Consider the following 13,709-nt stretch of genomic DNA (forward strand, 5'->3'; position numbering starts at 1 on the left):
CGCGGCGTCGCGTAGCCGGGCAGGTAGCCCATGATCGCGTGCTGAAGTTCCTGGGCTTCCCAGACGGACACCCTCCAATGTTCTGCGTTGGGGATTATGTCGCACATGTAGAAGTAGTACGGCAGGATGTTCGCTTCCCCTTGCAGCGCAAAGCAAAGGTCCAGCAGGTCGTCCGACGTGGCGTTGACGCCCTTCATCAACACGCCCTGGTTGCGCACATCCCGCACGCCGACCTCAAGCGCCGTGCGCGCGGCCTCGGCGACGAGAGGCGTCACGGACTGTGCGTGGTTCACGTGCGTGTGGATCGCGAGGTTGACGCCACGACGCGAGGCCGTGCGGGCGACGCGTTCCAGGCCCTCGACCACGCGCGGCTGCAGCCAGTGCTGCGGCAAACCTGCCAGCGCCTTGGTGGCCAGGCGGACGTCGCGGACGGTCTCGATGTCCAGCAGGCGCATGAGGAACGACTCGAGTTGCGGCCACGGCACGTTCGCCACGTCGCCGCCGGAGACCACGACGTCGCGGACGCCCGGGGTCTTCTTCAGGTACTCGATCATCTGGTCCTGGCGGTCCACCGGCTTCAAGGTGAGCTTGTGCTTGTCGATCAACGGCGTGGAGTTGCCGACCAGGTCCATGCGGGTGCAGTGGCCGCAGTACTGCGGGCAGGTCGAGACCATCTCGGCCAGGACCTTGGTGGGGTAGCGGTGGGTGAGGCCCTCCACGACCCACATCTCCGCCTCGTGCAGCGAGTCGCGCTGGGAGTGCGGGTGTGACGGCCAGTGGGGGTCTCGGTCGGAGGCGACCGGCAGCATGTAGCGGCGGACCGGGTCGTTCAGGAACGCCTCGGTGAAGGCGTCCGGAGAAAGTTCGGCGTCGACCGCCATCGTGTTGAACATCTGCGGCGGGATCAGCATCGACATCGTCGCGAACGCGCCCATGTCGGCGGCGAGGTCGTCGTAGAACTTGTCGGTGAGCAGGTCGCCCGCGACCTTGCGGAGCTGCTTCACGTTCTTGACGCAGTTCACCCGCTGCCACTGGGCGTCGCGCCATTGCGCCTCGGTCACGTGCGACCAGCCGGGGAAGCGTCGCCAGTCGGGTTCGACCAGCTCTCGGCGGACGTACGTGTACGGCTGGCGGTCCAGCCGCTCCAGCGCCGTGGTGGCGTCGTGCAGCGCAGTCATCCGTACTCCTCAGCGTCGAGGTCGCGTAAAGATATCCTGTCATACCGCTAGCGTGCCGTAAATATTTCAGCTCAAGCCCTGGTGGAACGCTGGTCGGGAGCATTTGACGGCTGTCGTACGTTGACCAGACATGCCCCTTTTCGCGCTGCTGCTGCTCGGGATGTTCGCCGAGATCGCGGTCATGGTCGCCGTCGGCAACGCCATCGGCGGGCTGTGGATGATCGCCCTGCTCCTGCTCGGCACCCTCGTCGGACTGTCGCTGGTGCGCCGTCAGGGCGCGCAGACGATGGCCGCGTTCCGCGAGTCGGTGTTCCAGCGCCAGCAGCCGCACCAGGAGATGGCGGACGGCGTGCTGATCGCGGCCGCCGGTGCGTTGATCATGGTGCCGGGCTTCATCAGCGACGTGGCCGCGTTGTTCCTGCTCTTCCCGCCCACGCGCAAGCTCGTGAGCAGGCGGATCGCCCGCAAGGCGGAGGCGGCGGCGCTCAAGTTCGAGCACGAACGCCGCTTCGGCGCCGGCCAGGTCGTCGAGGGCGAAGTGATCACCGTCGACGCCGACCCCGTCGTCATCACCGAACGGCGCGAGCTCACGTGATCCGCGCGTACCGGCCTTCTGACCTGGACGCGCTGTACGACATCTGCCTCGACACCGGCAACGGCGGCCTGGGCGCGCGCCACCTGTTCGACGATCCGCGGCTGATGGGCCACGCCTACGTCGGTCCGTACGTGGCGTTCGAGCCCGACCTGGTGTTCGTGGCGGAGGACGACGAAGGGGTCTGCGGCTATGCGCTCGCGGCGTCCGACACGGAGGCCTTCGAGGACCGCTGCGACCGTGACTGGTGGCCTGACCTGCGCGTTCGCTATCCGTTGAGACCGAACGCGAACCGGATCGTCGAGCAGATCCACCAGCCGGCCCGCGCCGACCTGATGATGATCCGGGACTATCCCGCGCACATGCACGCGAACCTGCTGCCCCGCGCGAAGGGCAAGGGGTTCGGTGGCACGCTCGTTCGCAGCGTGCTCGAACGTCTGGAGAAGGGCGTCCATGTGCACGTGCGGCACCACAACACACACGCGATCGGCTTCTGGGAGCACATCGGTTTCCGGGTCGTCGACTCCGCGGACAAGCTCGTGCTGGGGCTGCGTCTCTAGATGATGGACGGCGTCGAGGACGTGACGACGACCGAGCAACTCGCGGTGCTGCTGCGTGCGCTGCGCCGACGACACGCGAGGTCGCAGAACGACAAGGAACTCACGGTCCGCGAGATCGCGGCGAAGTCGGGCTACGCGGTCGGCAGGGTGTCCGAGTACCTCAGCGGCGTCACCCTCCCGCCGACGGACCGGTTCGACGTGCTGATCGGGATCCTGGGTGCGACCGCGAACGAACAGGCCGCGCTCGCCACCGCCCGCGACCGCGTCGAGGAGGCCCGGCGCAGGCCCAGGACCACGGCACCCATGCAACTCCCGCCGGACGTGCACGGCTTCGTCGGCCGGGAGGACGTGCTGGCGGCGATCGACGGACCGATCGTCGTGGTGTCAGGACCGGCCGGCATCGGCAAGACCGTGCTCGCCGTCCGCTGGGCGCACCGGGTGGCCGACCGTTTCCCCGACGGCGTGCTCTACCTCGAACTTCAGGACGCGGAACGGCCGGTCGCGGCACTCCTGCGAGGCCTGGACGCGACCCCGCCCGACGAGCCGGACGAACAGGTCTCGTTGCTGCGCACCACTTTGGCGCGGCGGCGAGTGCTGGTCGTGCTCGACAACGCCCGTGACGCCGCTCAGGTCCTGCCACTGCTACCAGGTACGGGCCGGTCCGCGGTCGTCGTGACGAGCCGAGACGCCATGAACGATCTGGTCGTGAAGTACGGCGCGCAACGGTTCGTGCTCGACGTCTTGCCGTTGGAGGACGTGCTGCACCTGTTTAAGAACCTCACCAAAGCCCCCGACGACCTACTAAGCGCCTTCCGAACGATGTGGCCGCACGACGCCCACGTCGAGCACGACTGCGTGGAGGTGTTCGAAGCCCTCCTGACCGCAGCGGAACGGGAGGGCGACCACGCGGTTCAGCTCCAGGCCCTCACCCAACTCGCAGCGGCCCACAACCACGCGCAACGTTTCGACAAGGCCCTTGAGCTGCTGGAACGGGCGCGGGACCAGTACGCGGAGGTCGAGGACCACGCGGGCCGCGGCGCCGTGATGACGAGCCTGGGCATCAGCTACGCGGGACTGGGCCGCCACGACGAGGCACTCGCGATCACCTACAAGGCCCTGGCCCTGCACCGGTCGATCGAAGAGAGATCCGCGCTTCAAAGGACCTTGCTGCAACTCGGCACCCTGTACCTCGACCAGGGCAGAACGACCGAGGCCGCCCCGTTCCTCCAGGAGGCGCGGGACGGCCACGAAACGTCCTAGAGGACCAGCATGCCCAGCAGGACGACCTCGTCGGACCACGCCGACGGGTGCGGCGCCGCGGTCACCTTGATCGTCGAGCCGGCCCGGTTGACCGGGAACGCGTGAACGCTGCCGGCGGCGAGGACGTCGGCGGAGCCCACGAGCACGTCGTCGACGAACACGAAGACCGTGCCCTGGTGCTTGTTGCTGACGTTGTCATGCACGTTGACGTGCACCGAGCTGATGTACGCCGAGGGCGTCCGGACGATGACGTTGCTGCCCGAACCGCCGCAGTGACCGCCGCCGAAGCAGATGTTCGTCGAGTTCGTCCACGGCTGGCTCGGGCTCGTGGACGTGCTCCACGGAATGCTGGGCGCGTAGAACTCGGCCGAGGCCGCCGACGCCGTGCCGGACAGGCCGAGAACCAGCGCGAGCGCCCCGAACAGCGCCACGAGTGCCGGGAACCCCCGGCGGAGGGTGGTCCGCATCCATCTCCCCTTACGTTCCGCGGTCCCGGCGACTTCCGGAACCGGGCGGAACCCTGCCCGAGCAGGTGAGGGGAAACGGCTGTTCCGGAACGTCGCGGAACGCGCCGGAACGTCAGCCGAGCAGGTCCTTCATCAGCAGTTCGAAGTCGAGGACCTCACGACCGGCCGGCACCGCCGCGTAGGTGGAGTCCAGGAACCGCTGCAACTCGGTCGCCGACAGCTGGAACACCGCGTGCGAGTCCTCGGTGAACAGCTCCAGGAAGAGCACGTCCCCGTCGCCCGGCCGCAGCCGCACGTCCCCGAGCCCGGCGGGCGACAGGATCCCGTCCGCGAGCAGTTCACGTCCCACGAGCCAGACCGACTCCTGGTCCCGCGCGTGAAAACGCATGGTCACGGCGTGCGGATCGTCTGAGCGGTATTGGAGGTCGACGTTCATCGGCTCGACCGAGCCGTCCGGCCGAACGAACTCAACGACGGTCGCCGTGCCGACCCGGGTCTCGTTGAACATCGCCGTTCCTCCTCCGCGGTGAGGGTGCTGCACTCAACACGGACCCCGTTCAGGATCGGTTCAAAGCTTTCCAGAACTTCTTTGCTGGGTACCTCAGACCCATGACGGTCTTCGGCATACACGCGTCCCACGAGCAGATACATCCCTCTGACCTCCTCACCGCCGTGCGCAGGGCCGAGGAAGCGGGGTTCGGCGCGGCCATGTGCTCAGACCACTTCTCGCCGTGGAGCGCGCGCCAGGGCCAGTCCGGGTACGCCTGGTCGTGGCTCGGCGCGGCACTGCAGGCCACCGAACTCCCGTTCGGCGTGGTCACGGCCCCCGGACAGCGCTACCACCCGGCGATCACCGCCCAGGCGATCGGCACCCTCGCCGCGATGAACCCAGGCCGGTTCTGGGCCGCGCTCGGCACCGGCGAGGCCAGCAACGAGCACATCACCGGCGACGGCTGGCCCCGCAAGGACGTCCGCACGGCCCGGCTGCGCGAGTGCGTCGACGTGATCCGGGCGCTGCTGAAGGGCGAGGAGGTCAGCCACGACGGCCTCGTGACGGTCGACCGCGCCAAGCTGTGGACGTTGCCCGACGAGGTGCCGCTGCTGATCGGCGCCGCCGTGAGCCCGCAGACGGCCCGCTGGTGCGCCGAGTGGGCGGACGGACTGATCACCGTCAACGCGCCGCCAGACCGTTTGCGCGAGGTCGCGGACGCGTACCGGGACGCCGGCGGCAAGGGCAAGCTCCACCTCCAGGTGCACCTGAGCTGGGCCGATGACGACGACACGGCTCTCGCGATCGCGCACGAGCAGTGGCGCAGCAACGTGTTCCGCCCGCCGGTGTGCTGGGACCTCGAACTGACCGAGCACTTCGACGTGGTCGCCGAACACGTCACGCCGGAGCAGGTCGCCGAGGTCGTGAACGTGTCCGCGGACCTGAAGTGGCACGCCGAACAGCTGCGGACGTACGTGGACCTCGGCTTCGAGGAGATCTACCTGCACCACGTCGGCCAGGACCTGATCCCGTTCGTCGACGCGTTCGGCGAGCACGTGTTACCGGAGGTGACCGCGTGATCCGCACGTCCGACGTCTGGTGGAAGAACGCCGTTCTGTACTGCCTGGACGTGGAGACGTTCTCCGGCGACGGCTTCCGCGGCGCCACCGAACGCATCGACCACCTCCACGCCTTGGGTGTCACGTGTGTGTGGCTGATGCCGTTCTATCCGACCCCCGAACGCGACGACGGCTACGACATCACCGACTTCTACGGCGTCGACCCACGGCTGGGTTCGCTGGGTGACTTCGTGGAGTTCGTGCGCGCCGCACGAGACCGCGGCATGCGCGTGATCGCTGACCTCGTCGTGAACCACACGTCCGACGAGCACCCGTGGTTCCACGACCCGTCGAAACGCGACTGGTACGTCTGGGCGGACGAGCCCCAGGCCGACGGCCCGCAGGGCATCACGTTCCCCGACAAGGAGAACAGCCTCTGGGAGTACTCGGAGGAGGTCGGCAAGTACTACCTGCACCGCTTCTACAAGCACCAGCCCGACCTCAACGTCTCCAACCCCGAGGTGCGCGACGAGATCGCCCGCATCATGGGTTTCTGGATGGAACTGGGCCTGAGCGGCTTCCGCGTGGACGCCGTCCCGTTCCTGCTGGAGCACAACGACCCGATCGACGCCCTGTCGCTGCCCGACCCGCACGACTACCTGACCGACCTGCGCGCGTTCCTCAACCGCCGCAACGGCGAGGCCGTCCTGCTGGGCGAGGTCAACCTGCCGTACAAGGACACGATGGCCTTCTACGGCCAGGGCGTCGGCGACGAGCTGACCATGTGCTTCGACTTCGTCGGCATGCAGGCGATGTACCTGGCACTGGCACGCAAGTCGACCGGTCCGATGGCCAAGGCCCTGCAGGAACGGCCGGCCCCGCCGCGCGACGGCCACTGGGCGACGTTCGTGCGCAACCACGACGAGCTGACCCTCGACAAGCTGCCGCTGGACGAGCGCCAGGAGGTCTTCGACGCCTTCGGCCCCGACCCTGACATGCAGCTCTACGGCCGCGGACTGCGCCGGCGACTGCCCGGCATGCTCGACGGCGACCAGCGCCGCATCCGCATGGTCTACAGCCTGCTCTTCACGCTGCCGGGCACGCCGGTGCTGTTCTACGGCGAGGAACTCGGGCTGGAGGAGGACCTGTCGCTGGAGGGCAGGCTGGCGGTGCGCGTGCCGATGGACTGGGAGGCTGCGGGGGAGCAGCGCCACGACCCCGACTCGTTGCTGACCTGGATGCGGCTGCTGATCGAGCGCTACCGGGAGTGCCCCGAGCTGGCGTGGGGCGAGGTGCAGGTGCTCGACGTCGGCGATCCGACCGTGTTCGCCCACCGCGCGGACTGCGACGGCGGCTCGGTGATCGCCGTGCACAACTTCACGGACCAGGAGGTCACCGTGCGGGTTCCGGCCGAAGGGGTGCTCACGGACCTGTTCACCGGCCGGTCCGTGAAGCCCGCGAAGATCGGTGCCAAGGTCGATCTGGCACCGTACGACTGCCGTTGGTTCCGTTTGGTCACGTAGCGAATCCGGGCCGGTCGGCGACTAATGGGCATGCCAGTGCCCGACCAGCCGACCGGCAAGGACAAGCTCGGCTTCGACAAGTTCGTGGGGCCGTTCGCGGCCAGGATCGCCACGACGAACCGGGCCGGCACGCCGTGGACCATCGGTGTCTACGGGGAGTGGGGCAGCGGCAAGACCAGCTTCCTGATGATGATCGACGAGGCGCTGACGGCGCGGGGCGTCCGGCCGATCTGGTTCAACGCGTGGAAGTACGTCCGCGAGGAGAACCTCTGGGCAGCCCTGATCGAACGGATCATCACCGAGGCGAAGCTGTCGGTGCCGTGGTACCGCCGCCCGTGGGCCCGCCTGCGGGTGTGGTGGAGGTCGATCGACTTCCGTGCTGGTGCGTGGGAGCTCTGCCGGAAGACGTTCGTGCTGCTGTTCCGAGTGGGCCTGCTGGCGGTGCTCATCCTGATGGCGGTCAGCCTGGTGCCGGTACCGTCGAACCCGGTGGCGAACGAACTGGCAGGGCTCCCGGTCCTCAGCTCACCGGTCGGTCGCGTCCTGGTAGGGCTGTTCGCGGGGCTGGGATCCAAACCGGACGCCTTGCTGAAGCTCTTCGACATCAAGCTCGGCGCAGACCTCACGAAGTTCCGCCGCAGGCAGGCCCACCGCGAGCAGGCCGCGCTGCTGGACGACTTCAACCGTGAGTTCCGCGCCGTGCTCGACGTCGTGTACGGGTCGAAGCCGCTGGTGGTGATCATCGACGACCTGGACCGGTGCCTGCCGGAGCAGACGCTGCAGATCGTGGAGACCGTCAAACTGGTGCTCGACGAGCCCGGCTGCGTCTTCCTGCTCGCCGTCGACCGGGAGATCATCGAGCAGGCCATCGCCGTGAAGTACAAGGACCTCCACACGGGCGGACGTGAGCTGGGCGAGACCTATTTCGAGAAGGTCGTCCAGCTGCCCTACTCGCTGCCGCCCGCCGCCGAGACGAGGGTGGAGGAGTTCATCCGCTCGCTGTCCGACGACTCCGACGTGCACGACTGCGTGCCCATCCTGCGAGGCAGCGCTCCGTACAACCCGCGTCGCATCAAGCGCAGCGTGCAGGCGTTCAGCCTGCTCAAGGAGTTCGCCGACGGCGTCGTGCCACCGGTGCTCGCCAAGCTGGTGGTGATCCAGGCGCAGTATCGGCAGGTGTACCGGGCCGTGGTCGACGACCACGCACTGCTGGCCCGCCTCGAGGAGGTCTACCGCACACCCGCGGTGCTGAACGTCCCTGATGCCGACCTCCTGCTGGTGGAGCAGGTCAAGCGGTTCTCCGAGTTGTATCCGACGCTCAAAGCGTTGTTGTCGCTGAAGATCTCCGAACTGGACACGTTCGCGGGCGTCGACATGGAACGCTACGTGACGTTCGTGAAGTCGGTGTCCACTGTGGATTCGCCTCGACCTGTCGTGGCGCGCACACCGGCTGGTGTGCTGCTGAGCTATGCGCCGGAGGACGCGAGGTGGGGCGAGTGGGTGGCCTCCCAGCTGACCGGTTTCGGCGTCCGAGTGACTGTGGCCGACCCGGACGCGACCCAGTTCGACGGGTACAGCCGGATGATCGCGCTGCTGTCGCCCGCCGCGGTCAGCGGGGAGCAGACCCAGCGGTCGTGGGCGGCGGCCATCGCGGCGAACCTGGACTTCCTACCGGTGATGGTGGAACAGACCGAGGTTCCCGCCTCGATCGCCGATCGTCACGTGACGAGCATGGTCGACCTCGACCGAGGAACGGCCCGCGCCAGGCTCGCGGGCTGGCTCGGTGCCGCGCTGACGGAGGAGAAAGGCGAAGGCGCGTTTCCCGGCAGTGGTTCGGTGATCGCCAACGTGCCGGTCGCCAGGGTCGCCGAGGTGTCACGGCCCGCTCTGTTGAAGAAGATCGAGGACTGCTTCGCCGCCGCGCCCGCCGGACGGCCGCGGATCTGCGTCCTGGTCGGCATCGGAGGTGCCGGGAAGACCACCCTCGCGAGGGCCTACGCCGAAGCTCATGCGAGTACCTACGAGGTCACCTGGTTCATCCGCGCGGATGCCGCGGCCGAGGATCTCGCGGCACTGGCCGCTGCGCTGCAGGTCCCCAAGGAACAGGTCATGTCCCAACTGTCCGCGCGTGGTCGCTGGCTGCTCGTGTTCGACGGTGCGGACAATCCCGACACGCTGGTCGGCTTCTTTCCTGGCCGTGGTGGTGGCGACGTGCTGATCACCTCCCGCGATCTCGCCTGGGCCGACTACGGCCGGGTCGTCGAGGTGGAGGAGATGTCCCGAGACGAAGCCGTCGCCTTGCTGGGGCCAGGCGATCCCGCGCTTCTCGGAGACCTCGCGAACGAGTTGGGCGGCCTTCCGCTCGCGTTGTCGCTCGCTGCGAGCTACATGCGCGAGACCGGTGCGTCCGTAGCCGAGTACCGGGCTTTGCTGGGGGAGCGCGGCACGCCCCTGCATCCTGCTCTCGACGACGTCGCAGGGCGGGTCGGCGAGTTCGACGAGATCACCATGGACATCCTGAAGGTGCTGGTGCTGGGCGGGCCTGACATCGGTGTGGACCGGCAGATGGTGCGAGAGGCCGTGGCAGCCGAGTCGGCGGCCTTTGACAACGCGGTGGCCGGACTGAGCAAGCTGGCGCTGGTATCGGTGCGCTACGGGCGGATAGCCATGCACCCGTTCGTGCGGCGGCTGGTTCGCGAGCAGATCCACGACACCATCGGCCCTTCGCTCATCGACAGGACCCTCGCGGCGTTCCGGGCTCTGCAGCCGACGGTGGACGACGGCCTCCCTCTCGCTGATTTCGCGCTGCAGGCGCGCGGCGTGGTGGAGGTTGCGGTCCGCGAGAAAGCGAACACCCGGCTGGGTGCTGATCTCCTCGCGGACATCGGCAGGCGGTGTCTGGTAGATGGGGACACCGATTACTCACGCGGGTTGGTCACCGAGGCACTTCGGGTGCATCCGGATCACCTCGCGGCCATGTCCTTGCTGGACGCGATAGAACATCGCAAGCCGGAGATCGTGGTCGTCTCGCTCGGCGGGAGCCTGCTGACGGATGCGGACAACCCCGAGATAGGCCCTATGGGCGTGGTTCATCGGTACACCGCGAACTATCGGCAGTTCGCCCACGTGGAGTGCGACGGACACGTTTTCCGCCGGAACTACCTCATCTCGGGTGAGCTCCGGCCCGACTGCGTCCTGCTGGTCGTCGCCGCGAGCGAGGGGGTCACGGATGAGGCCGACGCGGAGCTGATGCTGGCCGCGCAGATCGGTGTGCGCGCCGTGGTGACGGTGCTGCTCGGCGCACCCAACGACTCCGTGCTCACCGACCTGGAGGAGTTGGTGGAGGAACTGGCCTTCGAGCACTCGGCGGTGGTCGGGCTCAAAGATTCCGACGACGTGTCCGTGCGGCAGCATGCGCTGGTAAGTGGCGTGCCATCACTGACGGACCGGTCGTTCGTCATGCCGGTGGACGCCGTCAACGTGCTCACCGGCGGGGCGCCCGAGGTCAGGGGCCGGCTGGCGCGCGGACGGGTCAGCGTCGACGACGTGATCGAGCTCGGCGGCTTCCGCACCGAGCCGATGGAGGCCAGGATCTCGGCGATCAAGCTCGGTCAGGAGCCGATTCCCATCGCGTGGGCGGGTGACCAGGTGCGGTTGCTGCTGCCCGCCCTCGACTCGAACAAGGTCTTGGCCGGGATGGTCGCGTCGGCACCCGGAACGGCGAAGGCGGTTCAGGGCGTCGAGGCGTTCATGCTGACGGCGCCTTCTTCGGGGGAGACTCGGTTCTACCTGCGTGGCATGAGCGTCCACGCCAAGGTCGTGGACGTCGGGCAGAGGAGCGCTCCTGACGGTGTCGCTCAGGTGGGGTTCTCGCTGGACGTTCCAATGGTGCTGGAGGTGGGCGACCGCTTCACGACCGATGACGGCCGGGGAGTTGTCACCCGTCTCGTCGAGTGATGCTTGCGTAATCTTTACGCCTCACGCGAAGATATCTTCGAGACAGCGTCGTCGACCGAAGGATTTTCGCGTGAGCGCGTACGGACTGCACCGCGTCCTGGAGCCTGCCGGTGTCCTGCCGCAGCAGGCGTGGCGGCTCGACGCGGAGCCCGTGCCCGCCCCCGACGAGGTGATCGTCGCGGTCGAGCGGCTCAACCTGGACGCGGCGTCGTTCCGGCAGCTCAGGGAGCAGCACGGCAGCGGCGCGGCGGTCCGGCAGGCCGTGCTCGACATCGTCGGCGAGCGCGGCAAGATGCAGAACCCCGTCACCGGGTCGGGCGGCATGCTGCTCGGCACGGTGCTCGAGGTGGGGCCGGAGTCGCCGCTCGGGCTCAAGGCGGGCGACCGGATCGCGACGCTGGTCAGCCTGACGCTGACGCCGCTGCGGATCAACGACGGCCTGCAGGACTGGGACGGCGAGGACGAGCAGGTGCCGTGCCGGGGGACCGCGGTGCTGTTCGGGCGGTCCATCGCGGCCGTGCTGCCCGAAGACATGCCGAACGAACTGGCGTTGTCCGTGCTCGACGTGTGTGGTGCACCGGCGCTGACTGACCGTGTGGTGCGCAAGCACCCTGGTGGGTCGGTGCTGGTGCTCGGCGGTGGCGGCAAGTCCGGGTCGCTCTCTCTCGCGGCCGCGCGTCAGGCTGGTGCGTCGCGCCTCGTCGCGTTGGTGCCGACTGAGCGTGAGGCCGCGCAGGTTCGTGAGTCGGGTCTCGCGGACGAGGTCGTGATCGCGGACGCACGCAATCCGGTGGCCGTGGCCGAGGCCGTGGGCAAGCAGGTCGACGTCACGGTCGTGTGTGTGGACGTGCCGGGGTGCGAGCACGGCGCCATCCTCGCGACCGCGGACGGCGGCACGGTGATCTTCTTCTCGATGGCCACCTCGTTCAGCGCGGCCGCCCTCGGCGCCGAGGGTCTGGCAGCGGACGTGGAGATGATCGTCGGCAACGGATATGTGCCTGGTCACGCCCAGTTCGCGTTGGACCTGGTCCGGACGCGGGCGGGTGTGCGGGCCCTGTTCGAGCAACGGCAGACTGCGTGACGTGAGTACGCAACTTTTGGTCGGCGGCCGCATCTACGCACCGGATGCTACGGCGATGGCCGTCACGGACGGTGTCGTCGTGTGGATCGGACAGGACTCGGTCGGGCGCGCGCTGCACCCGGACGCCGAGGTCATCGAGCTCGACGGCGCCTTCGTCGCGCCCGCGTTCGTCGACGCGCACGTGCACGCCACGTCCGCCGGCCTGCTGCTGACCGGCCTCGACCTGACGAAGACGTCCTCTGTGGACGAACTGCTGGAGAAGGTGCGCGCCGCCGAGGGCCCCCTCGTGTGGGGTCACGGGTGGGACGAGACGCGCTGGCCGGAGAACCGCCCGCCGACGCGCGCCGAGATCGACGAGGCCGCCCAGGGCAAGACGGTGTACCTGTCGCGCATCGACGTGCACTCGGCCCTGGTCTCCTCGGACTTGATCACCGACGAGGCTCGCACCGCCGATGGGTTCGATGTGGACGGCCCTCTCTCGCGCGCCGCACACCACCTTGTGCGCGGCACGGCGAAAGCCGCCATCACGCCCGAACAGCGCGAGGCCGCCCAACTGACGTTCCTGCGTCACGCGGCGTCGAAAGGCATCGCGTCCGTGCACGAGTGCGCCGGCCCGGACATCTCCGGCGAGGACGACCTGCGCGAACTCCTCGCCCACACCGAAGGCCCCGAGGTGGTGGCCTACTGGGGTGCCCACGAGCTTCCGGACGTTCCCGTGCGCGGACTCGCCGGCGACCACTTCGTCGACGGCGCGATCGGCTCCCGCACCGCCGCGTTGACCGAGCCCTACGCCGACGCCGCCACGTCCGGAGCGCTCTACCTGGACGCTCGGCAGATCGCCGACCACCTGATCAAGTGCACCGAGCTGGGGGTGCAGGCGGGGTTCCACGTCATCGGCGACGCGGGCATGGCCGCCGTGATCGAGGGTTTCGCGATCGCGGAGAAGACGCTCGGCACCCCGGAACTCGCCTCCGCCCGCCACCGCCTCGAACACGTCGAGATGGTGTCGGACGAGCAGGCGCGGCAACTGGCCGGGTGGGGCGTCATCGCCTCCGTCCAGCCCCTGTTCGACGCCGAATGGGGCGGCCCGGCCGGGATGTACGTCCAGCGGCTCGGCGACGCGCGCGGAGTGGGGCTGAACCCCTTTTCACGTTTGGCGGCGGCCGGCGTCGCGCTCGCGTTCGGCTCGGACACCCCGGTGACCGCCATCGACCCGTGGGCCACGGTGAAAGCCGCCGTCCACCACAGGACCGAGGGCCACGGAGTCTCCCCGCGTGCCGCCTTCACCGCCCACACCCGCGGCGGCTGGCGTGCGGCGGGCGTGAACGACGGCCTGACCGGCACCCTCCAGCCCGGCGCGCCCGCGACGTACGCGGTGTGGGAGACCGGCGACCTCGTCGTCGCTGGCTCGGACGCACGGGTGCAGCGCTGGTCGACCGACCCGCGTTCGGGCGTGCCCGGACTGCCCGATCTCACCGGTCCCGCGCCCGTCTGCGTGCGGACCGTTCTCAACGGCCGGACGATCTACGAGAGGAAGTGACTC

The 13,709-nt window shown here is 68.6% G+C and carries 11 protein-coding genes; 8 read left to right on the forward strand and 3 right to left on the reverse strand.

From position 1 onward, the window contains the following. Positions 1–1,178: lysine 2,3-aminomutase (locus tag ACH413_RS00005; protein ID WP_360029352.1), on the reverse strand; the 1,178-nt coding region annotated here is incomplete at its 3' end. Between the two features lie 130 nt (positions 1,179–1,308). On the opposite strand from ACH413_RS00005, the gene ACH413_RS00010 reads away from it, so the two are divergent. The 3 genes from ACH413_RS00010 to ACH413_RS00020 are packed head-to-tail and all read left to right on the forward strand — an operon-like array spanning position 1,309 to position 3,590. Next, a complete protein-coding gene (locus ACH413_RS00010) occupies positions 1,309–1,773 on the forward strand; it encodes an FxsA family protein (RefSeq protein WP_360029353.1) in 465 nt (154 codons plus the stop codon). Continuing rightward, positions 1,770–2,330 (forward strand): GNAT family N-acetyltransferase, encoded by a 561-nt coding sequence (locus ACH413_RS00015; protein ID WP_360029354.1) that lies wholly within the window; start codon positions 1,770–1,772, stop codon positions 2,328–2,330. The genes ACH413_RS00010 and ACH413_RS00015 overlap by 4 nt, the downstream gene beginning before the upstream one ends. Further along, positions 2,331–3,590, forward strand: coding sequence for a tetratricopeptide repeat protein (locus tag ACH413_RS00020; RefSeq protein ID WP_360029355.1), 1,260 nt, complete (start codon positions 2,331–2,333; stop codon positions 3,588–3,590). Here ACH413_RS00020 and ACH413_RS00025 read toward each other — a convergent pair. Further along, entirely contained in the window at positions 3,587–4,057 is a 471-nt protein-coding gene (locus ACH413_RS00025; protein WP_360029356.1) for a hypothetical protein, read from the reverse strand. The two genes, ACH413_RS00020 and ACH413_RS00025, sit on opposite strands and share 4 nt — an antisense overlap. Before the next feature lie 112 nt (positions 4,058–4,169). Continuing rightward, the gene (locus ACH413_RS00030; RefSeq protein WP_360029357.1) at positions 4,170–4,565 is read right to left on the reverse strand and encodes an SsgA family sporulation/cell division regulator; all 396 of its coding nucleotides are present in this window, start codon (positions 4,563–4,565) and stop codon (positions 4,170–4,172) included. A gap of 101 nt (positions 4,566–4,666) precedes the next feature. Between ACH413_RS00030 and ACH413_RS00035 the strand changes: the two genes are divergently transcribed. From ACH413_RS00035 to ACH413_RS00055, 5 genes are all read left to right on the forward strand, one after another. Next, a complete protein-coding gene (locus ACH413_RS00035; RefSeq protein ID WP_360029358.1) occupies positions 4,667–5,626 on the forward strand; it encodes a TIGR03885 family FMN-dependent LLM class oxidoreductase in 960 nt (319 codons plus the stop codon). Next, the gene (locus tag ACH413_RS00040) at positions 5,623–7,128 is read left to right on the forward strand and encodes an alpha-amylase family protein (RefSeq protein ID WP_360029359.1); all 1,506 of its coding nucleotides are present in this window, start codon (positions 5,623–5,625) and stop codon (positions 7,126–7,128) included. Before ACH413_RS00035 ends, ACH413_RS00040 begins: the two co-directional genes overlap by 4 nt. 30 nt (positions 7,129–7,158) lie before the next feature. Further along, positions 7,159–11,085: a P-loop NTPase fold protein gene (locus ACH413_RS00045; protein ID WP_360029360.1), complete on the forward strand. Its 3,927-nt coding sequence runs from the start codon at positions 7,159–7,161 to the stop codon at positions 11,083–11,085. A gap of 70 nt (positions 11,086–11,155) precedes the next feature. Further along, entirely contained in the window at positions 11,156–12,166 is a 1,011-nt protein-coding gene (locus ACH413_RS00050; protein ID WP_360029361.1) for an L-erythro-3,5-diaminohexanoate dehydrogenase, read from the forward strand. Further along, a complete protein-coding gene (locus ACH413_RS00055; RefSeq protein ID WP_360030351.1) occupies positions 12,159–13,706 on the forward strand; it encodes an amidohydrolase in 1,548 nt (515 codons plus the stop codon). Before ACH413_RS00050 ends, ACH413_RS00055 begins: the two co-directional genes overlap by 8 nt. Positions 13,707–13,709: the final 3 nt, after the last annotated feature.

Origin of the sequence: Lentzea sp. NPDC020367, assembly GCF_044387305.1 — a bacterium.
GTDB lineage: Bacteria > Actinomycetota > Actinomycetes > Mycobacteriales > Pseudonocardiaceae > Lentzea.